Source organism: Sphingobium sp. WCS2017Hpa-17 (genome assembly GCF_031843765.1).
Lineage (GTDB): Bacteria > Pseudomonadota > Alphaproteobacteria > Sphingomonadales > Sphingomonadaceae > Sphingobium.
This window is the reverse complement of record NZ_JAVTIV010000020.1, coordinates 38,495-60,593: the sequence shown is the minus strand read 5'-3', so window position 1 is coordinate 60,593 and position 22,099 is coordinate 38,495. Positions and strand designations below refer to the sequence as shown.

The window sequence follows — 22,099 nt, the reverse complement described above, 5'->3', positions numbered from 1 at the left end:
CTCTCAGTTACACAGGGACCGATCTCATCGGCCGATTTCTGACTGAAAAACGTAGCCTTCACCGGTCGATCTCCAATCGGCTTGGCTGACACCTGGGCGGCACTGAGCGCGAGCGCGCACACAAGAATCGACTTCCACATTTGCGCTAACATAACAGGGATGCCTGATGGGGAAAGTCCTCAAGGTCGTGGCGATCATCGCCGTGGCAGCCGCCATCGCCTATTTCGCTCCGCAGTTGACGCCACAGTTTCTGTCGGCTGCGATCGGCTCAACGGCAGCAACAGCAGCGGTATCTGCGGCCCTCACTATTGCGGCGTCCGCCGCGATGGCAGCCCTCACCCCAAAGCCCTCTTCGTCTGCATCGCCTAGCGTCTTCCGTCAGTCGATCGCCAACAGCTTCATAATCTACGGTAAGCGCCGTGTGGGCGGCCTGCTCATCTTCTTCCACCCTCTGGGCAAGAACTATCGCTATTTCGTGATCGCGGCGGCCGGGCACCGCTGCAAGGGTGTCACGCGCTGGTTCCTTGGCGACGAGCAGGTGAGCGTCAACGCCGCCGGCATGGTGACCAGCGGCAAATATGCGAACAACGCATGGCTGTGGTTCTATCGCGGCACGGACGATCAGGTAGCGCATCCGACCTTTGTTGCCGAGACGCAGGGCAAATGGACGGCGAACCATCGCGGGCGCGGCCTGGCACTCATCTATGCCAAGTTCAAGATGACCAATGACATCGTTCAGGCGGGGATGCCGAACATCACCGCCGAGGTGGAGGGCAAAGACGATATCCTCGATCCCCGCACGGATGTCCGGGGCTACACGCGCAATGCTGCCCTGGTCTTCTACGACTGGATGGCGATGGCGCGCGAGGAAGGCGGCTTTGGCGCCTATGATGATGAGATCGATTGGGATTGGGTCGCAGCGCAGGCGAACGTCTGCGATGAGGAAGTCTCCACGCCTGCCGGCATGGAAAAGCGCTACGAGTTCGACAGCTATATCCAGACCGGCGCCGCGCCAAGCGAGGTCCGGGATACCTTCGTAACCTGCTGCGCGGGCAAGTTCAGCTACACCAACGGCAAGATGCTGATGCGGCCGGGCTATTATGTCCCGCCTTCCAACACGCTGCTCGAAGAAGATCTGGCCAGCCCGTTCACCGTGCCTGCCCTGCTGACCGGCGACGAGGTGGCTACTGAAGTGACCGGCACCTATGTCGAACCGAGCATGTACCAGCCCATGGACGTGCCGACCCGATCAATCGATTCCAGCGACATCCGTCAGGCAACCTATGATCTGGCGCATATAACCTCGCACTATCGCGGCCAGCGCATCCTCGAATATTTCCTTCGGAAGGCGCAGGCTGAGCGCCGTGTGTCATGGCCTATGAACATCATGGGCATTGCGATTTCGACGCTGGACACGGTCCAGTTGGCCACGTCGAAGTACGGCCTGAGCAACTATGCCTTTCAGGTGACCGGCTGGGGCCTCAATCAGGATTTCTCCGTCGGGCTCCAGCTGGAAGAGCATAACGCCGACCTCTTCGAATTCGATGCGGGGAGTTATCATACGGTTGGGACACAGGGCACACTGACACCGGCCGATCCAATCGGCGATGGGGTGGCCTCGCCCACCGACGTCAACGTCACCGCCGGCACGACCTCGGCCGCGATCTCTTGGCGCAACCCGACCGAAGCCTCATTCGCCTATTGCCGCGTCTATCGGGGCACCACAGATGCCTTCATCGCTGCCTCGCCGGTTTCGGGCTCCATCATCGGCGGCCTTGGGCAGATATTGCAGGTCACCGACACCGTTCCCGGCGGCATCTATTACTGGTGGGTCGTTGCCTTCGATAGTGCGGGCAATCAGTCGGACCCGGCTGGCCCGGTGACCGCCAGCGTGGGCGTGTTCGATTTCGCCGCTGGAAGCCTCCCCAGCGGAGCGACACTGACCCGCGCGTCGACCAAAATCCGGACGAACTCCAGCGGTTCGATTGAAAGCGTCGCCATCGACGCGCCGGCTATCGAATATCACCCGACCTCTCACGCGGTGCTTGGCGTATCGATCGAACCTTCCGCCACCAATGAGGCGACGAACAACAGCAATTCGGGCGCCGTTGCTGGCGTCATCGGATCGGGCGGCGCGCTGCCAACCGGCTGGACCATGCCGGAAGGCAATGGCGGCGCGGCGGTGGAGGTCAAATCCATCACCACCGTTGCGGGCTTCGACATCATCGAAATCCAGATGTCCGGCACCGCGACGTCCGCCGCTGCATTGACCCTCCGCCCGGATACGGCTGGCGCGGCGGCAAGCGCGGGGCAGGCGTGGACCAACAGTCTCTATCTGGCGCTTTCGGCGGGATCACTGACAAACGTCGCAGGCTTCCAGTTGCGTGCCGGCAGCGAAACCGGAGGCACAAGCCTGGGCGGCATCACGTCGGCGCTCGCCCGCTACACCAACACGCGCACGCTCACGTCAACGTCCGCGCGCCAGGTGCTGCGGTTCAACTGGTCCGCCGTCGGGGCGGCCATCAACCTCACGCTGAAGATCGCCTCGCCTCAGCGCGAGCTGGGCGGCAAGGCCACCTCCCCGATCAAGACGAGCGGCGCAGTCGCCACGCGCGCGGCCGACGCACTTGTCCTGTCGTGGGCCTCGCGCAATGTCCCCGATGGCGCGATCACTGTTCGCTACACCTTTGACGACGGCTCTACGCAGGACGTCGCCACCACCGTCAGCGGGGGCAATTCCACCGTGCCGACGAACCTCAACCGCCCGATTATCCGCAAGGTGGAGCGCGTCTGATGGGCGTGAAGGTCGATCCCGTCTATGGAGCCATCCGCAACGGTGACAGCGCGATCCCGCTGGTCGCGGCGCCTGTCGAGGATCTGGCGGCGCTGAAGGCGGCGATGCCGGTGCCGTCGGCAGAAACGCCCATGCCCGAAGCCGTGGGCGGTGCGCCGGGCGTCGAAGGCACAAAGGTATCTGGCGCGGGTCATCAGCATCCGCGCCTCACCAGCACGACGGGGCCTAAGTCTACCAGCCCGGATAGCCATGTTGTCGCCGCGACGGGCTTGGCCACGGTCATGTTCACGCGGTCGTTCGATCTTCCGCCCGGCCCCGTCTTCTGCGAAGTGCCGCCAGCCACCGGGGTCATGCCTGCCCAGCCTGCCAGCTTTAGGGTCGAAAGCTGGATTCGGGAAACCATGACGCCGACGCCATCGGGCAAATATGTCGGCTGCGTGGTGCGCGCCTGGCGGGGACGCCCCTTGCCGCTGATGACGCTCCTGTCCGGCGTCCTCTCGCTGACTGGCATCAACGGAATAATCACGGGCCTTACCGGCTTCGTCACCTTCGCCGCGCCTGCAACGGGCACCGCTTTCACCTGCATTGCTGTCGCGCGCAGCGACGGCTGACCCTCCCAGCAAAGGACGCTTCATGGACACGCCCACCGTGCCGCTCACTGCGGCGCGCAACCTCGATCTGCGCGAAGAATATGGCCTGTTGGGCGAGGATGATGGCCCGCTCAACCTGACCGGCTGCACGCTCAAGATGGAGGTGCGGCTGTACGGCGCGCAGCCCGGCGCCGCGCTGATCAGCCTGCCCCAGGTGACCACCGATATTCTGGGCATCCGCGTGACCGACGCCGTGAACGGCAAGATCCGCATGATTATCCCCAAGGCCAATCTCGCGGCGCTGCCCGGCGGCCCCGTCAACGGCAGCGAACCCAATCAGCCGGACGTGTTCGTCTACGACCTGCTGATTGACCGCCCCTCCCCGCTCGAACCGCTCGCCATGGCGGGCACCTTCACCGTCTCGCCCGGAGTGACCGTCCTATGAAGTATATCCGGCTCTATCCGTACAGCGCGCAGATCGCCACCGAGCGGACCCGCGCAATGGCCGCCGAAGGTGCGCTTGCCGACGCCGTCGCGGGCAAGGCTTCGACGTCATCCGTAACCGCCCTGGGCGGCAGGATGGACGATGTGGAAGACGGCCTGTCGGGCGAGGTGACCCGCGCCACCGGCGTAGAGGCAGCCCTCGACGGTCGCCTGGACACGGTCGAAGCAGCGCTGCCCGGCAAGGCCAGCACGACAGCGCTGGGCAATGAGATCAGCCGCGCGGAAGCTGCCGAAGCCGATCTTGAGGAAGGCATCGCACAGGAGGCTTCCACTCGCGCCACTGCGGTGACCGCTCTTGACGGGCGACTGGATACGATGGAGGCGGCCTTGCCGAGCAAGGCAAGCTCCACCGCGCTCGGCGCAGAGGTAACCCGCGCGACGGATGCGGAAGCCGCCCTTCAGGACGATATCGATGGCGAGGCCTCCACGCGCGCGGCGGCGGTAACGGCGCTTGGCAACCGGATCGACGGCGTCGAAGGCGATCTGACCGGCGAAGTCGATCGGGCCACCGGTGCGGAGGCAGCGCTTGATGGTCGCCTTGACGCGGTCGAGAGCGCGCTGCCCGGCAAGGCAAGCGCGACGGCCCTCACCACCGAGACCAATCGCGCGCAGGATGCCGAGGATGCGCTTCAGTCGAACATCGATGCGGAGGCAGCAACGCGCGCAGGCGCGGTGAGCGGGTTGACCGGGCGAGCCGATGCGGTCGACACCGAACTGAACGGCATCGACACGCGATTGACGGCGGCAGAGGCGCTTGTCGATCCGCTGGTGGACCTTGTGCCGCGCTATGACGATCGCGCCGGTGACGCGCGTGGGCTGTTCTCGTCCAGCATTACCGGCGATCCGATTGCGCGGCCGGCGATCACGGCCGGCGTCTCTGTGGCGAACACGGTTGCCGGCACCGTCCTGCGTATCCGGGGCGAGGATACGGACGATGAAGACGGCTATATCGACGTCGCGCCGCGCATCGCTGAACCGCTATATGAGGGCCGCACCTATCGTGTGACGTTCCGCCTGCGCCGCAACAGCGACCCGACCGACCCGGCGAACAACGCGGTTTCTCTGCACTGGCAGAACCTGAACTATAACAAGAACGCGATCAGCGTGCCGCCGCGCCTCGGCCCGGTACTGACGCCGCTGGAGGCGGATGGCGTCCTGACGCGCACCTTCCTCATCGGCAAGGCTGGAGCGCCCGGCACGCTGGATTACACGATCCCGCCCACGGCCCTCTACGGGCTGCCGGTTATGCGCATATTCGGCAACGGACATGAGACCGATGCGATTTCGATCGAGCCGCCCGAGGATGTCACCGACGCCATTCTGGCCCAGGCGGGCATCGGTCAGGCGGGACTGGATATCGCGGCGCTACAGGGTGATGTGAGCGCACTCGGTGCGGATATCTCTGATGAGGTCGAGCGCGCGACCGGCGCGGAGGCTTCGCTGTCGGGCGGCATCGCCGCCGAAGCGGCAACACGCGCCGGACAGACTGCCGCCCTTGATGGCCGGGCCACTGGCCTGGAGGTTCGCGCCTATACTGCCGAGCAACAGGCCGATCTGGATCGCGACCTGATCGAGGGCGCGCGCTACCCGGTCACCTATGGGCGCCTGGCGCTGCAAGCCGATGAAAAGGGCCTTGCCGACCTGACCCTGACGTCCGAGGGCATTGACGGCCGGTTCTCCCGCCCCGGCTCGCAGCGCACGCCCGTCACGTTCGGCCGCGCGCCGGTGATGATTGATCAGGATAAGTCTTCGCCGTTGGCGGTCGATGCGACCGGCAAGTTCGTGCTGGGCGCACTGGCGTCTGAGCCGACCGCGAAGATGCCGATCACGGCGGGTGCTATCCCGGTCGTCATGGACCCTAACGGCGCGTCCATCGTCTCCTTCGACAGCGCCGGGCGGCCGGTGCTGGCGGCAATGACGTCGGAACCGACGCTACGCACCCCGATCAGCAACGGCATCCTGCCGACTGAGCAGACGCCGGACGGCGAAGTGCTGCGCGGCCAGTTCGATGGCGTGCCCTATGATCCGGGCGCGGCGGCGCAGGCGGCGGCCGACCCTGCCGGCGAAACCATGTTCAACCGCAAGCAGCTCGCGGTCTTCGACGTCGATCCGGGTTCGCTGTGGCCAACGCGCCGAGTTGTTACCCTGTCGCAGCAGGGAGACTTCACGCCGCTGGGCGCTCTGTCTCCGGGCCTCATGCGGGTGAAGGGGCCGGACCCTGACTATCCGATCGGCATCGTCGGCTGGCGCGCGCAGCTGCTCGCATCCTCGATCCTCTACATCATCATCAAGCACGGCCAGTCCAACAGCATCGGGATCACTGGCGCTGCGGACGGATCTGCCCCGAACCCGAAATTCACGGTGCTGGCATCGATGCCGGGGCAGTGCTTCACCTTCAACAACGGACCGCACCCGCATCAGTCTTCGGGCGGTTCGGGCGACGTCGCCACGCCCGCCGATCCGGCCGGGTTCGCCAGCTTCATCGATATGAAGGTCAACGAATATGAGGGGTCCGGCCTCGGCGCTGCCGAGGTCTTCGCCATGGCGAGCGGCGCAAAGGTGCTGCTCATCAACAATGGCTTTTCCGGCTCCAGCTTCAATGAGTTGGTCGGCCAGGTCGGCGCCGACGCCCAGCCGTGGACTGACATCATTGCCATGGTCAATTCGGCAGTGACGATCGCGGCTGGCATGGGGCTGACGCCGGTCATTGCCGGCGTCATCTTCGATTGGGGCGAAAACGGCGACGCCGACGAGGTGGCTGGTAATGTCACGAACTTCAACGCCCTGCGAACGAAGGTCACCGCCCTCGCTCCGTTGACCGGGCAGAGCGCCCCGATCCCGATCATTGCCTGCCAGCCCGCTTCTACCCGGTCGCTGAATACTGGCCTGCCCCGCCCCGCCGCACTGGCCATCGCAAATTGGGCGGCAAGCGTGTCCAACTATGCCGTGGCGCTCCCGCTCTACTGGACGTCCATGGATGACGTCGCGACCGTCCATCATCGCGCCCAGGGCCATCGTCATATCGATGAACTGAGCGGCCATCTGCTTTGGGACTTCGCCACCGTCAGCCGGTCGCGCACGCCGCGCATGATATCGGCGCGGCGCACCGGGACGCTGGTGACCGTCACCATGTCCGAGGTCGTGGCGCTCGACACGAAAGGCGTTGCCGATCCCGGCAATTACGGGATCAGCTATCGCGACAGCACGGCGTCCCGGACGCCCAGCGGCGTGAAGGTCGACGGCAATGTCATCACCTTCCGCGTCACCGGCGCGACCGGCGCGGGAGAGGTCGTGTCGATCGCCTGCCACGGCGCGAAGAAATATCCCGCCCTATCGAACCGTGACGGGATGGGCCGCCTCTACGGCCTGCGCAGCTGCATCCGCTCGCTGCGCAAATATTGGTCCCACACCACCGGCCGCCCGCTCTGGCTCTGGGCGCAGCAGCAAGAACTCAACGTCTCCGTCTCGGCTTAACGAAAGGACTTCATCATGGCGCTTACCCCGACTCGTGGTCACACGCTCATCACCCGCTCGATCGGCGCAAAGGGCGGCCAGTATCTGGATATCTCCCAGGCCGAAATCGATCTGGTCAACTTCCCCGATCTCGACTTGTGGCTGGACGGCAAGGCGCTGGTCGCCGGGTCTGCTACCGCCCTGCGCGAGCGGGTGAATGGGGTGGCCGGCAGCGTCGACGGCGTCGTGACGCGCGGCCCGTCGGGCGGCGCCAAGGATAATATCGGCTTCGTCTTTGCCGACGTGGGCGACGGCCAGCGCCTGGCGGTGCCGACCTATCTCCTGCCCGCTACCTATACCATGTGCTTCGTCATCAATCCGGCCAACGGCGGCGTGACCAGCATCCGCGCGCTCGCCTATGAAAACCCCAATGGCGAATATCTTGCGAGCTGGCTGGCGCAGTCGGCAGCCGATACGCCGCTAGATTTGCGCTGGCGCCACGGCGCGGCCGGCGGCTTCAATCTGGCTGGCGTCATCCCGCATAGCCAGCGCTCGCTGCTTACCGTCCATTATGATGCCGCCCGGACCCGGCTGGCCGCCTTCCTGGGTAAGACGCTGCTCGGCACCATTGTCGAGAATGTGAAGAACGACGCCAACACGCCCGGCATCTATGTCGGCGGGCGCCCCGGTACGGGCACGCCCACGCACCACTTCAACGGCATGATCGAGGCGGCAACGATCGTCCGCGATGCCGAGATGTATTCGACCGACGCCAACGCAGCGGCCAACACGCGGCGCAATGCGCTGATCGAGGCGGTAGCGGCGGTCTACGGCCTCACCGTCTGACGGCCCGCCGGCCACTCACCGGACAACGGAGGTCAACATGCTGAACTGGATCAGCGCGGCGGGCAGCGTCGTCGCCAACTATATCGCGGAGGGTCCGGCCACAAACGTCCCTCCCAGCTTCGACAATGGACAGTCGCTGTTCCTGTTCAACCTGTTCATCATGACGGCCACGACCTTCCTCGGGGCGATGCTGGTCGGCAAACAATCCAGCCGGATCTGGACGCAGCGCTTCTGGGACCATCCGCTCCATCCTGTGTCCCTGTATCGGGGGATTACCCTTCTGGCTGGCCTCGGCATCACCCTGCGTTGCGGCGCGGAGGCGATGTTCCTTTGGGGCTGGAACCCGGCTGATGTGGTGACGTCGGCGCGGGTCAGCATGGCGAAGCGCTGGATCGACCCGATAGCGGTCGGGTGCGGCCTGATGTGGATGACGATCGTGATCCTGGGGGAGCCGGGGATCGAGCATCAATTGCGAAAGGCTCCCCTGCCCGTCGACATGTGGTCCCGCTGGCCTGTGCTTGTTCGCGCCGGAATCGTCATCATCCTGAGTTTTGTTGCCGCCCTGGCAGCCGTATGTCTGCGGTGAGGCTGGGCGCGGCGCTGGGGGCTGCCGCAATGACCTCTGCTATCTCGTCCCGCGAGCCCGTCATCTGGTGGATCTTCGGCGAACCCTTCCACGCTGGCCCCACGATCGTCTGCATCTGCGCCGTCATCATCACCCGCGTCATCATCGGCCTTCAGGCGAAGAGCAAGGCGCAATGGACGCTGGACGCGGCCATCACCATGCTCTGCCTTCTCGTCGCCGTGCTGTGGGTGCAGGCGCAGAGCCTTGAACTGCTCGCGGCCGGCATCACCGGCATAGGCATCGGCAGTCTGGGCGCCGGTATCATCGGCATCGCCAAGAGCGCTGTGGGCGGTCGCTTCAAGGCCGCGATCGACGCCTTCATGGGCAACACGCCGCGCTAGGCGGTGCAGCCAGCCGGCCCGACAGCCGCCCTTCATCCCTAAAATTGCGAGGTTAAAATGACCATCATTTCTGATGACGCTTTCGTGCGTCTGTATCAGGCCCGTTTCGGTCTGAAGATTGACGGCGTCGCGGGCTTGCTCACGGTCGCGAGCCTCGGCATCAAGGCGCCCGCCTCACTGCCAGTGAGCGATGACGCCTTCGTTCGGCTGTTTCAGGGCAAGCATGGCCTGAAGATAGACGGCTGGGCGGGTCGAGACACGGTCGCTCAATTGGACATGGTCAGGCCGCCCGCCGTCGATAAGGCAGATGCTGACGCGATACCGGATAGCTATTGGCCGATGCTATCGAAGATCGAAAGTGGGGACCGGCCGTATGTGCAGGCGGCATCGTCCAGTGCCTCCGGCCTCTATCAGTTCATTCGCGGCACCTGGCAGGCCGAAGGGGGCAAGTGGGGTCCGACGCTTCGCCCTGCGTTCGGCGGCTTGAAGCCAGCCGTCGCGGAGCAACTGGCGCGCGCGAAAACCTTCACCGCGAAGAACGCGGCCTATCTGCGGGCGCGCCATGTTCCGATCAACCGTGCATCGCTCTATGCTGCCCACTTCCTTGGCGCGGTGACGGCTGGGTCCATCTTGGCTGCTGACAAGGCGGACCGCGCCGACGCGATCGCAGGCCCGGCCGCCACGGCGGCGAACCCGTCGATCCTCCGCGATAAATCGGTGGCCGACTTCATCGAGTGGCTGCGTCGCAAGACGGGCGACGTTGCGGCCTGATGGGCATCGGTCGATTCGCGCGCGGGCTGGGCAAGGTCGGAATGGCGATCGAGGGGCTTGGCTATATCGCAGCAGCCGGCCGGGCGCTGTTGACCGCGATCAAGGGTGACCCTGCCGCGCGCCGCGAAGCTGAAATGCGGCAGGATCGGGCTGGCGATACCGACACGACAAGCGACGGGCAATAGCGGCTAATTTCCCTCGGCAATAATGCCCCGCGCTGCCAGTTCGGCACTGCTAAACCGGGTTGCCGGGATATCCTCAAGCGCCTTGACTGCGAGTTCGGTACGACGCTCGATTGCTTTTTCGCCGCGCTCCATCAACCCGACGAAGGTTGTCGATAGATCAAGTTCAGCCGCCATGCGTCCCTGCGTCCAGCCCAGCCGCTTGCGCAGCGCTTTCAATTCGTCGCCTTGCATCGCCATCGTCAAAGCCTTATCATCGTGGCCGGACCCCTTCCCGCTTCTCATGGCGGTTCAGAGGCCCGGCTCAGTTTAGAAGCAGATGGTGAGGGCTAACTCTATCTGCTTCCATTTGAACCGAAGGGTGAGCGTAATCATGCTCTTTCCTTCGATTATCGTCAGGGCTCATTCCCTGCCGATGCACATTTAGTAACTCAGTTACGTTTCGCGCGCAAGCGGAAATCGTAACTGAGTTATTTTTTTACCTGAAATTTAGAGACACGTCCGCCCGATATCGGAATGACGATATCGCGAGCGGGGGTGCTGGGCTGCAACCCAGCAACCAGCGAGAACACAACTCGCTACTAGCGGCTCGCGTCGCCGCTTCGCCCCGCACCTGCGCAACAGGCGGGGCTCTTGTGAGCAAAATCCCCTATGGAGTTATTAACGGGCCAGACGCCTTTCGGCGTCGCTGGCGAGGATACCGGCTACCTTTTCAACCCTGACCTGATCTGCAACCGCGAAGCCATCGGCTTTGGCAATGCCGCCTTTCGCGTCGAGACGATCGATCGCGATCTGGCCAATCGGATCATCAGGGCGAACCACTACAGCAAGCGGGTCTATTCCGCGTCGACCCTGCACCTGGGCGTCTTCATCGGCGCGCAGATGGTGGGCGTGCTGCAATATGGCTTCGCCATGAACCCGGCCAGCGCTGACAGCGTGGTCGCCGGCACCGGCATGTCGGAATATCTCGAACTCAACCGGATGTGGCTGGCGGACGCCGCGCCGCGGAACAGCGAGAGCAAGGCCCTCGCCTATTCGATCCGGTTCATCCGCCGCGTCCGGCCGGCGGTGAAGTGGATACAGTCATTTGCCGATCAGCGCTGCGGCTTGTTCGGTACCGTTTATCAGGCGGCTGGCTTCACCTTCCACGGCGAGCATCTGGGTATCTTCTGGGAACTGGACGGCGAGTTCTATCACAATAGCCTCGTCACCAATTCCAAGAGCAACGGGCCGCGCGCCATGGCGATCCGGGCCGGGCTGGATCGGGCCACCCGGCATAAGCTGCGCCAGTTCCGCTATCTGCGGTTCCTCAAGCCCCGGTTCGCGAAGGGCTGCCGGTATCCGGCGCTGCCGTTCCCGAAGCCGGAATATGGGCCCTAAGTTTTTCTTAGGGTGAGCAGTTGCAGTTTCCGCCAGGCAGCGGCACTGCACCTATGCGGCCCGTCCATCGGACGAGCGCGGTTCCCCCGCGTGCGAGGACGGTGCGACCCCGTCGGGCTGCTCCATTGCATCTATCAGAACGGCTCTTCCGTGACGCTGCCAGCCGCATCGACCAGCCCGACCATGGCGTTATCATTCATCGCGGAAAAATGGGCAGGCACGCCGCGATAGGTATTAGCCGCGAACAGGCTTTGGTCGATTCTGTCGGCGTTGAGCCGGGCGACCATCTCAAGTCAATCGTCCTGGCGAATGACCCAATGCTTTGGCTCCCGCCCCGCCTGTAGCGCGGCGTCCAGTAGCTGATCCATGGCGTGCAACATTCTCATGGGTCGTAATCTATCGGCGCCGCATTCATATGAAAACCCCGCCTCTGTCGGGGGGAAAGAGGCGGGGCTATCGAAGGGGGCGAACTGAAAGGTCGCTGATCGGCCATACGCGCAACAAGGGAAGCGGTTCCGTGGGACTGCTAATTTATTTCCTTTGGATCGCGCGGCTTGCCCAGCATCAACTGCTGGACGCGATCGGCGACAGCCAGCCACATCATCACGCCTTCATCGTCACCGGCCTGGGTCAAGGCGTGGACGCGCTCGATGAGGAACTCGCCCACGTCATCTCCCTCGGCGTCCATCACCTTCGCGGCTATGGCCCATAGCTCACAATCCGTCAGCGCCGGCATATCCTACTCGCTCAGCCACTCGACCTCGGCGTCATCCAGCGCCTCGAAATGGTCACCCTCCGCGCCCGCCTCCTGAAGCCGCTTGCGTAGTTCGTCCGGCGTGGTGGCCGCCCTGAACCGGGGGTCGCTCTTCGCTTGCTTCGCCAGTGTGCCTATCCAGTCGTCCCGGCCGGTATGCTTTAGCAGCCAGCCGCCGAACGGTTCGCCCTGTTCATTCGTCGTCATGATGACCCCTGATTCGGCGGAAGACAGCGCCAAGCATATGGTATCGACCATGCTGGTGCGATTCCCATTTTGGGCCATCGAACGGGCAAATTTTTTGGACATGGTATAATCCATGGTATGGCATCGAATGAGTTATAATATTGCTATTAATATCAATCTGTTGATGGCATGATGTGACGGGCATCGCTTCCTCCGCCTCGTTCATAGTTGTGGAATGAGGGGCCTTCGGCTCGGTCTTGAGATCATGGACAGTCGTCCGCTTGCGCCATTTCGCCACCGTCTTGGGGTGATCCCAAGCTCTCGGCTCAGCGTCGCGAGCGAAGCCTGCGATCGCTGTATTGCTGCTCGGACGGCGTGCGTAGTCGTGGCGCTCCCGTGACGTACTTGCCCCATAATGCTTCCTTCCATTCCAACGAAAGGATCGCACCATCAAACTGCGGGATCAAACACCTAGCTTAGTGAGTGCCCAGATCGTAGATCCCGTTCAAATGGAAATGGTTAAAGGACTATACTTGAGGATGTCGCGTGGCTGAGAGTCCGCCTGTGGTATAGTCGAGTTATGATTTAGGTGGTCATGGGGATCCGAGTCCGCCTCAAACAAAATGGGCTTATACCCAAGGCGGTCGCAAGCCCTTGCGACCGCCTTGCGTGTCATCAAATTGTGAAATGGCTCGCTACGCCCCTCCGTTAAACTCAGGATTCCTGCTAGGTCACCCGAGAGAGTTGCATCAACTTTGCCGTTTGTTAGGGTAGAAAATATCCTGATATTTTTGATCATCGATCTGATGTCGCGAGAAACACTGCCCCGCAATTCCGGATCATCTAGTAGAAGTAATATAGCGAATTTTATCCCGGTAACGCTCCGCGAAATTGTGCTTTACCTCCGGCATAATCGGAGCGGGCTGGTCTAAGGTCTGCGGGGATTTAGAATTCCCTTTTGTGGGGAGATGTGATTCACACTTTGGATGGATCGTTTTGTACTGACGGACGCCCAATTGGCGAAGATGGAACCGCATTGCCTGGGTAAGCCGACAGACCCCGGTCGCAGCGGGACTAACAATCGGTTGTTCATGGAAGCGGTGTTGTGGATTGGCCGAACGGGCAGTCCCTGGCGCGACCTGCCAGCGCCGTTCGGCAACTGGAGCACGGCCTTTCGGCGGTTCAGGGACTGGCGCGCAGCGGACGTTTTCAAGCGTATTTTCGATGCGTGCCTGGACGAGCCGGACATGGAATATGCCATGCTCGATGCCACCATCGTGAAAGTTCATCGCCACGGACAGGGCGCAAAAGGGGGACTCAGAGCCAGGCCATTGGCCGCTCCAAAGGCGGCATGACAACCAAGATTCTGGCGCTGACCGATGCACTGGGCAACCTCACTCGCTTCCGCCTGATGCCTGGTAATCGCTTCGATAGCATCGGGGTTGCCCCACTTATCGACGGCATCGAGTTCGGTGCTCTGCTCGCCGACAAGGCCTTCGACAACAACGACATCGTCGCCGATCTCAACGAACGCGGCGCCAAGATCGCCATCTCACAGCATCCGAGGCGCGCCAAGCCGATCCCGCTCGATACCGAGATGCACAAATGGCGGCACCTCATCGACTGGCATGAAAGCGATTAATGGGGTGCCAGGTGCGGCTATGTCAATGTGATCAGCCGCTGTGTTAGCCTGCGCCATGCCCATCCGGCAAACGCCAGGCGTATCCATTTACAGACATGTCCAATTCCCCCGATACCGCTACTCCCCGGTCAGCTTTTGGACGGTGCGCTTATGCCAGTCGGCGTTGTTGCGCCGGATATATTGGCGCAGCGCCGCCAGTTCGGCATCGCCAAACTCTTCAAACCGCGGCATGCCGTTGGTTACCAGCGCGCCGTCCCGAACGACGGTCGCAAAAGCCATGGGATCAAGCGGCACGGCAGAAGCCAGCAGATCGGGCGCATGGCCGGCCGCGATGACATCGACGCCGTGACAGACGGCGCAATGCCGGGCGTAGGTCAGCATGCCACGCGCCTCGACAACAGGATCAGGCTTGAAAGCCGGATCTGCGATCGGGGTGAGCGGCACGACGTCGGCCTTGGGCAGGGTCGCCTTGCCATCCAGCGCGAAGGTCAGGATGCGCCGCGCCTGGGTGCGATAATCGATGCTGACGGGTAGCAGCGCGCCAAATGCCGCGCCGCTGGTACCCATGCCGGTGATGACGGTCACATATTGCTTGCCATTGACCGCATAGCTGATCGGCGGCGCGGTGACGGGCGCCTGCGCCGCGAAGCGCCAGAGCGGCTTGCCGCTGTCTGCGGCATAGGCGTTGAACTGGCCGTCGATCCGCCCCTGAAAGACGAGATTGCCCGCAGTCGTCATCACGCCGCCATTCCATGGCCCCGGCGTCGGTACTTTCCATGCCGCACGCTGGCGCACCGGATCCCAGGCGACCAGCGCGCTCGTGGCGTTAGTCGGGCCGGCATCCTTGACGACAAAATTGGGGATCGCCGCGCCGTCCACCGCGTTGCCGGGCGCCCGCACCCAGTTGGCTTTCGTGATGCCGACATCATTATAGCTGGTCGCCATCTCGATCGCCGGGATATAAACCAGGCCCGCCTTGGGATTGAACGCCATCGGCAACCAGGTGTGCGCACCAACCGGGCCAGGCCACATGGTGAAGGTCTTGCCGTCGGGATAGCGCGCGTCGGGGTCTTCGACCGGACGGCCGGTCTTCAGGTCGATGCGCTTGGCCCAACTGACCTTGACGAAGGGTTCAGCCGATATGAGTTTACCGTTGGTCCGGTCGATGACATAGAAAAAGCCGTTTTTGGGCGCGGTCATCAACACCTGACGCAGCTTCCCGTCGATGGTCAGGTCGGCCAGTTCCATGTCCATTGACGCATTATAGTCCCAGCTTTCGCCCGGATTGACTTGATAATGCCATTTATAGACGCCGGTTTTTGCATCGAGCGCCACGACGGACGCCAGGAACAGATTGTCCCCCTTGCCCTCGCTGCGCACCTTATGGTTCCAGGGCGAACCGTTGCCGACGCCCAGGATGATGGAGTCCGTGCTGACATCATAGGTCATCGCGTTCCACACGGTGCCGCCGCCGCCATATTTCCACCAGTCCCCAGCCCAGGTCCGCGCCGCTATCTCCATGGCCTTGTTCTCGAACCCGTCCTTCGGATTACCCGGTACGGTGTAGAAGCGCCAGAGTTGCTTACCGGTCCTGGCGTCGTAGGTCGTGACATAACCGCGCACCGAACTGACGTCGCCGCCGCCGAATCCGATGATGACCTTACCCGCGAAATAGCGTGGCGGGCCGCTGATGAAGCTGGCATTGTCGATCGGCAGCGTGCGCGACGACCAGGCGAGCTTGCCCGTCTTCGCGTCGATCGCCAGCAGGCGACCGTCATGGGTGCCGACGAATATCCTGCCCTCGCCATAGGCAAGGCCGCGTATGCCCCAGCCCTGGCGCAGCTTGCGGCCCGATGCTTCGGCCGCCTTGCTGTCATATTCCCAGAGCAGCTTGCCAGACACCGCATCGATCGCACGCACCACGGTGTAGCCCGTGGCGGTGTATAGGACCCCGTCGATCGCCAGCGGCGCGGATACGCTGTTCTGCGGCGGCAGGTCCATCGACCACACCAGGCCCAGCTTGGCGACGTTGCCGCTGTCGATGCTGTCGAGCGGGCTATAATGTTGTTCGCCGCCGGTCCGCCCGAACCCCGTCCAATCATTGGGGTTGAGCGCCGCATCGGTGGTATCGCGGACCGCCGGGGTACAACTCGAAACGAGCAGGGTGGCCGCCGCAACAGCTACGACGACTAGGGCCTGATGACGCGGCATATATCCTCCCGACACGCTTATCCTTACGTGATAGCCCGTCATAGGTAGTTTACGCCCCTGTCAAAGATGTTAGTCGCCGTTGCGCGCGAAAAGCCTAGCGTGGTGCGACAGGAGAGGATCGATGCCGCGCCGCGCCGTCAGCAGAATCGTACAGAATGGCTATGTCGTGCGCGATCTGAACATGGCCTGCATTCGCCTGCACGCGACGCTGGGCGTCGCGCCATTCGTGGGCGGGACCGAGGTGATGCTGGAGGGCCATCATTATCGCGGTGCCCCCACCGCGCCGATCCGGCTGCGGGGCGTGTTCGTCCAGTCGGGCGACCTGAATATCGAGTTGATCCAAATCCTGTCGCCCGGCCCAAGCGCCTTTCACGATATGGTCGATGCAGAGCGCGAAGGGCTGCATCATGTTGCCCTGTTCTGCGACGATTATGAGGCCGAAAAAGCGCGTTGGGTTACGGACGGCCATGCGGTAGCCAGCGAGTTCACCACTGATTTCGGCGCAAAAATCTGCTATGTCGACGCGCGCGACACGCTGGGCCATTTCATCGAACTCTATCCCGAACATCCCGTCATCCGCGCCATGTATGCCCGCACGGTCGAGGCAGCTCGCGACTGGGACGGCGAAGAATTGATCGTCCCCTGGTGACAATTACCAACATAGTCCATGAGAGGCCTTATCCATGATCGACCTGCAACGCTTCCACCATACCGGCATGGCCGTGGCCGACATCGACGCGGCGATGGATCTGTTCGGCGCAGCGCTAGGGCTGGCATGGTCGCCGGTGCGGCATTTCGACCCCCTGCCCTTCTGGACGCCGGAAGCCGGATCGCATGAGGTGCATGTCAAGGCCGTCTATTCGCTGGGCGGGCCGCATCATCTGGAACTGGTGCAGGGCACTGGCCCCTTTTATGATCCTGCTCGCGCGCCAGATGCCCGCCATGTCGGCATCTGGGTCGATGACCTGAAGGGCGAGACCGACCGCATGGTCGGCGAAGGCTGGCGCGTGGTCGCGGCGGGCGCGTCGCCACAAGAAGGCTATGGGCTGATCGCCTATGTCGCGCCGCCGGTACCCGGCCTGCTGGTGGAACTGATTTCGATCGACCTGAAGCCGGTGATCGACGACTGGCTAGGCGAGTGAGGCCGAGCGCCGGGCGTCACGTCATGGTGATGGCCCGGATCACGTCCCGACCGTCGAAATCGACCGATGCCTGCCTGACGACATCATAAAAGCCGGTCAGGACAGGCGCGCCTTCATACAGCTCGATCATATGGCCATAGCGCGCGACCGCGTCCATCATCAGGAAACGGAAGCCGTCATTCATTTCCGCCTCCAGCGCATTGGTAAACCCGGCCTGTTCGCAAGCCGCACGGGCCGTGTCCAGATCATCGACGATCAGCGCGACATGATGGAACCCCTCCCCCTCCGGCGCGAACATGTCGCGAAAGGCGGAGGATCCAGGATTATTCTGCTGCACGAACTCGATCATCAGGTCGTTCCATTGGCCATAGGCGGAACTATGGTCGAGCGGCGCCGCCACGCCACGATGCAGGGAGCGTTTGAGCGGGATATGGTCGGCCACGAAATAGGGGCCGGAGCCGAAGGTCGCCGCATGGGCGATGGCGGCGGCGCGTACATCCTCCACAAAATAGGCGACCTGCCGGATCGGCAATCCCCCGATCATGCCGCCACCGACCGGCGCGCATCCGCCGCGATCAGGCTGGCCGCGTGCCAGGCCAGCGCCATCGCGGGACCGTTGGTGTTGCCTGACACCGGTGAAGGCATGACGGAACAATCCACGACGCGCAGGCCCGAAACACCGCGCACGCGCAGGCGATCATCCACCACCGCCGCATTGTCGCTGCCCATGCGGCAGGTCGCGACTGCATGGGTGCCGCATAGCGACAGACGGCGGAAGGCGGTAAGGATGTCGGTATCGCTCTGGCAGGCGATGCCCGGTACCAGTTCCTCCCCGACATAGCGTTCCAGCGCCGGTTGGTGCATGTAACGGCGCATATACCGCACCATTGCAATCGCGGCATGTTCGTCCTCCGGCGTCGTCAGCCAGTTGGGCGTGATCACCGGCGGTGCGGCAGGATCGGGCGAGCGCAGCATCACGCTGCCTTCGCTGGTCAGGCGCAGAAGCTGGCCATACATCGTCAGACCCGGCAATCGCTCGACATCGGCCAGCGGAACGGGGAAATTGTCGTCGCCGCGCGCGAAAGTGAACGCACCCATATACAATTGGGCGTCGGGCCGATCGACATGCGGCTCCGTGCGCACGAACGCGCCGACTTCGAATGGCCCCGTCGCCATCGGCCCCTTGTGCGTGATAAAATATTGCGCGACGCTGGCCATCAGGCCCAGCCCGTGAAACCGCCGGTTGATGCCGGGATCGCCCTTTAGCCGATAGGGGATCGAAAAGCCCAGATGCTCGCGCATCCGCGATCCGACATCGGGGCTGCCGGTCACCACATCAATGCCCAGCGATCGTAGATGATCGGCCGGGCCGATACCCGAAAGCTGCAACAACTTGGGACTGTTGATGGCGCCCGCCGACAGGATCACTTCCCCCGCGCAATGAAACGTCCGCAATTCATTCCCGCGACGCCCGATGACGCCGGTCGCCACGCCATGTTCGACGATGATGCGTTCGACCAATATCCCCGGCTCGATCGTGAGATTGGGCCGCTTGCGCGCTGGATCAAGGAAAGCCACCGCCGCGCTCTGGCGTCGACCATTTTTGATATTATGAGCATAATAGCCCACGCCTTCCTGATCCTCGCGGTTAAGATCCTCCTTGCGCGCGAGGCCCATCTGCTCGCCAGCCTCGATCAGCGCTTCAGCCACCGGGTAGCGGAATGTACCCGTGCTGATATGAACCGGGCCGCCCGCGCCGCGCTGGTCGTCGGCGCCCAGTTCGTGATCCTCTATCTCCATGAACGCCTTCTTCATGGTCGGCCAGCCCCAGCCGTTTGCGCCTTTGGCTTCCCAGTCGGCATAATCCTCCGGCTGGCCGCGCACATAGATCATGCCGTTGATCGAACTGGAGCCGCCCAGCACCTTACCGCGTATCCATATTTCGGACGCGGGCATGCCCGGCTCACGCGGCTGGTCGACCGGGTAGTGCCAGGCATGATTGGGATCGAGCACCAGCTTACCCAGCCCCTTGGGCATGTGAATCAGGAAACTGCTATCCTTGCCGCCCGCTTCCAGCAACAGCACCCGGTTGCGCGGATCGGCAGACAGTCGTTCGGCCAGAACGCATCCGGCCGATCCCGCGCCGATGATGATATAATCGAACTGGTCGACCAAAATGCCTCTCCTCTTATGATTCTGTAACCATCATCGGATGATGTCGCGCCCTGTCAGCTAGTCGAAACAACAGGCCGACCTGTGACTCGTCATAACGACCCTAGTGTTTTGTCGAGGTTGTGAGCGACCGTCCTCCCCGCATAACCTGCATTATAAATACAGCATGGCTGCTGAGATAAGAATAACAGGGAGATGGTGATGACCGACAGGAAGAACATACCTTCTTTGGGCCTTTTGAGCGGTTGCGCGCTGCCCGTTCTCATATGCGCCGCTCTTGTCGCACCTGCGATGGCCCAGGACGACGCGGCAACCGCGCCCCAGTTGGAAACCAGCCAGATCCAGGACATCGTGGTCACTGCGCGCCGCCGCGACGAGACATTGCAGCAGACCCCGATCGCGATCACCGCCTTTTCCCCGGCCCAGTTGGAAAACAAGGCTGCGATCAATATCGGCGACCTGCAGGGCGCGGCGCCCAACGTGCTTATTACCAATCAGAATAGCGGCGCAGCGGCAGCCAACGTGTCGATCCGCGGCCTGACCTTCGCCGACGTCGAAAAATCATTCGAACCGACGGTCGGCGTCGTTGTCGATGGGGTATTCATCGGTACCAATACGGGCCAGTTCTTCGATTTCTTCGATATCAGCCAGATCGAAGTGCTGCGCGGGCCGCAGGGAACATTGTTCGGCCGCAACACGATCGGCGGCGTCATCAACATCCGCCGCACGCGGCCGACCGGCGAGTGGGGCGGCAAGTTCGAACTGAGCTATGGCAATTATGACAGCTGGGCCGGGCGCGCCGTCGTCAACGTGCCGATCGTGGAAGGCGTCCTGGCCGCCAAGGCTTTCTACTTCCACAACCAGAGCGACGGCTATTATTATAACGCCATCCGCAACAAGCGCGTGGGCAAGAGCAATAACGAGAATTTCGGCGCCAGCTTCCTGTTCACCCCGTCGAGCAATTTCGACGCGCTGCTGACGCTGGAAAAACAGGTGCAGGATTTCGAGCCGGTCAATTCGAGCCTGTCCAACAGTGGTGAAGCCTTCTGTAACCAGGCCATATTGGACGCGGTGATCGGCGTGCCCGGCCTGGTCGCAGCCGCGCCTGCCAATCAGTGCAATCGCAATACGACTACCGATCTCTATACCGTATTCGGTAGCCCCACCGCGTCGCATTATAGCGCGCCTGCGGCGACGCTGGAAATGAACCTGGACCTGGGCGGGGTCAAGCTGACGTCGATCACCGGTTATCGCAAGTCGGACGAGGACCAGACGCAGGACTTCGATTCCACCAGCGCCAATCTTTACTTTGTTCGCCGCGTCCAGGATTTCCGTCAGTTCAGCCAGGAGTTGCGCGCAGCAGGCAAGATCAGCGATGGGTTCGATTATGTCGTGGGCGCCTATTTCTATGATTCCAAATATAATCTGACGCAGGAAACGACCTTCGCGACCTTCCCGGCCCCGACGCAGGTGGTGACCGGCACGTCGCAATCCTACGCCTTCTTCGGCGACTTCAACCTGCAAGTGGTGGACAAGGTGCGCCTGTCCTTCGGTGGTCGCTGGACCCATGACAAGAAGACCAATTATAATTTCGTCGCGCCGAACCAGTTCCCTAAGGCCGGCTATACGGGCAGCAAGTTCACGCCCAAGATCGGGCTGGACTATCGCCCGACGGACGACCTGATGGTCTATGCGTCCTGGTCGCGCGGTTATCGGGCCGGCGGCCTGTCGGGACGCGGGCAAACGCTGATTTCATCGACCACGCCCTATGGCGCGGAGACGGTCGATTCCTATGAAGTCGGTTTCAAGAGCGCCTTCCTGGACAAGCGGTTGCTGTTCAACGTCGCGGGCTTCTATTCCGACTATAGCGACCTTCAGCAGAACACGACCATCCCGATTTCCGGCGGCATCGGCAACGAAACCGTCGTGACCAATGTCGGTTCTGCGCGGGTCAAGGGCATCGAGGCGGAACTGATCGCCAAGCCGGCGACCGGCCTGACGCTCACCGCTTCGCTTGGCCTGCTGCGATCCAAGTTCAAGGACTTCATTACCCAGGCGCCGGTCGGTGGCGTGCTGACGACCTTCGACTATTCGGCCAATCACCTGATCTACAATCCGCGCGAAACGCTGTCTGTCACCGCCGACTATGTTGTGCCGGTCAGCTTTGGCGAGGCGAAGTTCAACGTCAGCTATCGGAACATTGCGCCCTACGACCAGCAGATTTCCCTGGGGCCAACGACGACCGGCAGCGATGGCGTCGTGACCGTCCATGGCAATGATCCGCGCGTACGGTCGGATCGCCAGGGCCTGCTGGACGCCAGCGCGACGCTGGAGTTCGACCTTAACGGCCATAAGGCGCGGGTGACGGCCTATGGCCGCAACCTGGCCGACGATCGCGGGCCCAATGCGGCGCTGACCGTCGCGGGCCTCTTCTCCTTCTCCTCGGCACGCGAGCCGCGGACGTACGGCCTGCAATTTGGCTATCAATTCTAGAACCTATCCTGGC

General features: G+C 62.7%; 22 protein-coding genes. 15 read left to right on the top strand and 7 right to left on the bottom strand.

What is annotated here, in order from left to right; translation table 11 throughout:
• Positions 1-166 precede the first annotated feature (166 nt).
• Genes RQH62_RS20380 through RQH62_RS20340 form a run of 9 tightly spaced genes read left to right on the top strand, consistent with a single transcriptional unit; the run spans position 167 to position 10,109 of the window.
• Complete coding sequence (locus RQH62_RS20380) at positions 167-2,794, top strand: hypothetical protein (RefSeq protein ID WP_311270485.1); 2,628 nt, start codon at positions 167-169, stop codon at positions 2,792-2,794.
• A complete protein-coding gene (locus RQH62_RS20375; RefSeq protein WP_311270484.1) occupies positions 2,794-3,405 on the top strand; it encodes a hypothetical protein in 612 nt (203 codons plus the stop codon). Before RQH62_RS20380 ends, RQH62_RS20375 begins: the two co-directional genes overlap by 1 nt.
• A gap of 22 nt (positions 3,406-3,427) precedes the next feature.
• Positions 3,428-3,829: a hypothetical protein gene (locus RQH62_RS20370; RefSeq protein ID WP_311270483.1), complete on the top strand. Its 402-nt coding sequence runs from the start codon at positions 3,428-3,430 to the stop codon at positions 3,827-3,829.
• Entirely contained in the window at positions 3,826-7,362 is a 3,537-nt protein-coding gene (locus RQH62_RS20365; protein ID WP_311270482.1) for a hypothetical protein, read from the top strand. The genes RQH62_RS20370 and RQH62_RS20365 overlap by 4 nt, the downstream gene beginning before the upstream one ends.
• 15 nt (positions 7,363-7,377) lie before the next feature.
• Positions 7,378-8,187: a hypothetical protein gene (locus RQH62_RS20360; RefSeq protein WP_311270481.1), complete on the top strand. Its 810-nt coding sequence runs from the start codon at positions 7,378-7,380 to the stop codon at positions 8,185-8,187.
• 37 nt (positions 8,188-8,224) lie between these two features.
• A complete protein-coding gene (locus RQH62_RS20355) occupies positions 8,225-8,773 on the top strand; it encodes a hypothetical protein (RefSeq protein WP_311270480.1) in 549 nt (182 codons plus the stop codon).
• Between the two features lie 29 nt (positions 8,774-8,802).
• On the top strand, positions 8,803-9,153 hold the full coding sequence (locus RQH62_RS20350; protein WP_311267438.1) for a hypothetical protein: 351 nt from the start codon (positions 8,803-8,805) through the stop codon (positions 9,151-9,153).
• A gap of 57 nt (positions 9,154-9,210) precedes the next feature.
• Positions 9,211-9,924, top strand: a complete 714-nt coding sequence (locus RQH62_RS20345; RefSeq protein WP_311270479.1) for a hypothetical protein — start codon at positions 9,211-9,213, stop codon at positions 9,922-9,924.
• Positions 9,924-10,109 (top strand): hypothetical protein, encoded by a 186-nt coding sequence (locus RQH62_RS20340; protein ID WP_311270478.1) that lies wholly within the window; start codon positions 9,924-9,926, stop codon positions 10,107-10,109. Before RQH62_RS20345 ends, RQH62_RS20340 begins: the two co-directional genes overlap by 1 nt.
• Positions 10,110-10,112: 3 nt before the next feature.
• On the opposite strand, the gene RQH62_RS20335 is transcribed toward RQH62_RS20340, so the two are convergent.
• Complete coding sequence (locus tag RQH62_RS20335) at positions 10,113-10,346, bottom strand: helix-turn-helix domain-containing protein (protein WP_311270477.1); 234 nt, start codon at positions 10,344-10,346, stop codon at positions 10,113-10,115.
• A gap of 411 nt (positions 10,347-10,757) precedes the next feature.
• Between RQH62_RS20335 and RQH62_RS20330 the strand changes: the two genes are divergently transcribed.
• Positions 10,758-11,486: a hypothetical protein gene (locus RQH62_RS20330; protein ID WP_311270476.1), complete on the top strand. Its 729-nt coding sequence runs from the start codon at positions 10,758-10,760 to the stop codon at positions 11,484-11,486.
• Positions 11,487-11,620: 134 nt separating this feature from the next.
• Here the strand turns inward: RQH62_RS20330 and RQH62_RS20325 are convergent, their stop codons facing one another.
• The 3 genes from RQH62_RS20325 to RQH62_RS20315 all read right to left on the bottom strand — a co-directional run bounded on the left by RQH62_RS20325 (position 11,621) and on the right by RQH62_RS20315 (position 12,447).
• Entirely contained in the window at positions 11,621-11,773 is a 153-nt protein-coding gene (locus tag RQH62_RS20325; protein ID WP_311270475.1) for a hypothetical protein, read from the bottom strand.
• Between the two features lie 239 nt (positions 11,774-12,012).
• Entirely contained in the window at positions 12,013-12,222 is a 210-nt protein-coding gene (locus RQH62_RS20320) for a DUF6961 family protein (RefSeq protein ID WP_311270474.1), read from the bottom strand.
• A 3-nt stretch (positions 12,223-12,225) separates the two neighbouring features.
• The gene (locus tag RQH62_RS20315) at positions 12,226-12,447 is read right to left on the bottom strand and encodes a hypothetical protein (RefSeq protein WP_311270473.1); all 222 of its coding nucleotides are present in this window, start codon (positions 12,445-12,447) and stop codon (positions 12,226-12,228) included.
• A gap of 965 nt (positions 12,448-13,412) precedes the next feature.
• Here RQH62_RS20315 and RQH62_RS20305 point away from each other — a divergent pair.
• Both RQH62_RS20305 and RQH62_RS20300 read left to right on the top strand, forming a co-directional pair.
• Entirely contained in the window at positions 13,413-13,781 is a 369-nt protein-coding gene (locus RQH62_RS20305) for an IS5 family transposase (RefSeq protein ID WP_311270472.1), read from the top strand.
• The gene (locus tag RQH62_RS20300) at positions 13,778-14,068 is read left to right on the top strand and encodes a transposase (protein ID WP_311270471.1); all 291 of its coding nucleotides are present in this window, start codon (positions 13,778-13,780) and stop codon (positions 14,066-14,068) included. Before RQH62_RS20305 ends, RQH62_RS20300 begins: the two co-directional genes overlap by 4 nt.
• A gap of 117 nt (positions 14,069-14,185) precedes the next feature.
• Here the strand turns inward: RQH62_RS20300 and RQH62_RS20295 are convergent, their stop codons facing one another.
• Positions 14,186-16,279 carry a PQQ-dependent dehydrogenase, methanol/ethanol family gene (locus tag RQH62_RS20295; protein WP_311270470.1) on the bottom strand — a complete coding sequence of 698 codons (2,094 nt, stop codon included), beginning with the start codon at positions 16,277-16,279 and terminating at the stop codon, positions 14,186-14,188.
• A 121-nt stretch (positions 16,280-16,400) separates the two neighbouring features.
• Between RQH62_RS20295 and RQH62_RS20290 the strand changes: the two genes are divergently transcribed.
• Together RQH62_RS20290 and RQH62_RS20285 are read left to right on the top strand one after the other, a co-directional pair.
• Positions 16,401-16,928 carry a VOC family protein gene (locus RQH62_RS20290; protein WP_311270469.1) on the top strand — a complete coding sequence of 176 codons (528 nt, stop codon included), beginning with the start codon at positions 16,401-16,403 and terminating at the stop codon, positions 16,926-16,928.
• 34 nt (positions 16,929-16,962) lie between these two features.
• A complete protein-coding gene (locus RQH62_RS20285) occupies positions 16,963-17,421 on the top strand; it encodes a VOC family protein (protein WP_311270468.1) in 459 nt (152 codons plus the stop codon).
• A 16-nt stretch (positions 17,422-17,437) separates the two neighbouring features.
• Here the strand turns inward: RQH62_RS20285 and RQH62_RS20280 are convergent, their stop codons facing one another.
• Together RQH62_RS20280 and RQH62_RS20275 are read right to left on the bottom strand one after the other, a co-directional pair.
• Positions 17,438-17,965 carry a VOC family protein gene (locus RQH62_RS20280; RefSeq protein ID WP_311270467.1) on the bottom strand — a complete coding sequence of 176 codons (528 nt, stop codon included), beginning with the start codon at positions 17,963-17,965 and terminating at the stop codon, positions 17,438-17,440.
• Positions 17,962-19,596, bottom strand: a complete 1,635-nt coding sequence (locus RQH62_RS20275; protein ID WP_311270466.1) for a GMC family oxidoreductase N-terminal domain-containing protein — start codon at positions 19,594-19,596, stop codon at positions 17,962-17,964. Before RQH62_RS20275 ends, RQH62_RS20280 begins: the two co-directional genes overlap by 4 nt.
• A gap of 288 nt (positions 19,597-19,884) precedes the next feature.
• Here RQH62_RS20275 and RQH62_RS20270 point away from each other — a divergent pair, with 288 nt between their 5' ends.
• Complete coding sequence (locus RQH62_RS20270) at positions 19,885-22,086, top strand: TonB-dependent receptor (RefSeq protein ID WP_311270465.1); 2,202 nt, start codon at positions 19,885-19,887, stop codon at positions 22,084-22,086.
• Positions 22,087-22,099: the final 13 nt, after the last annotated feature.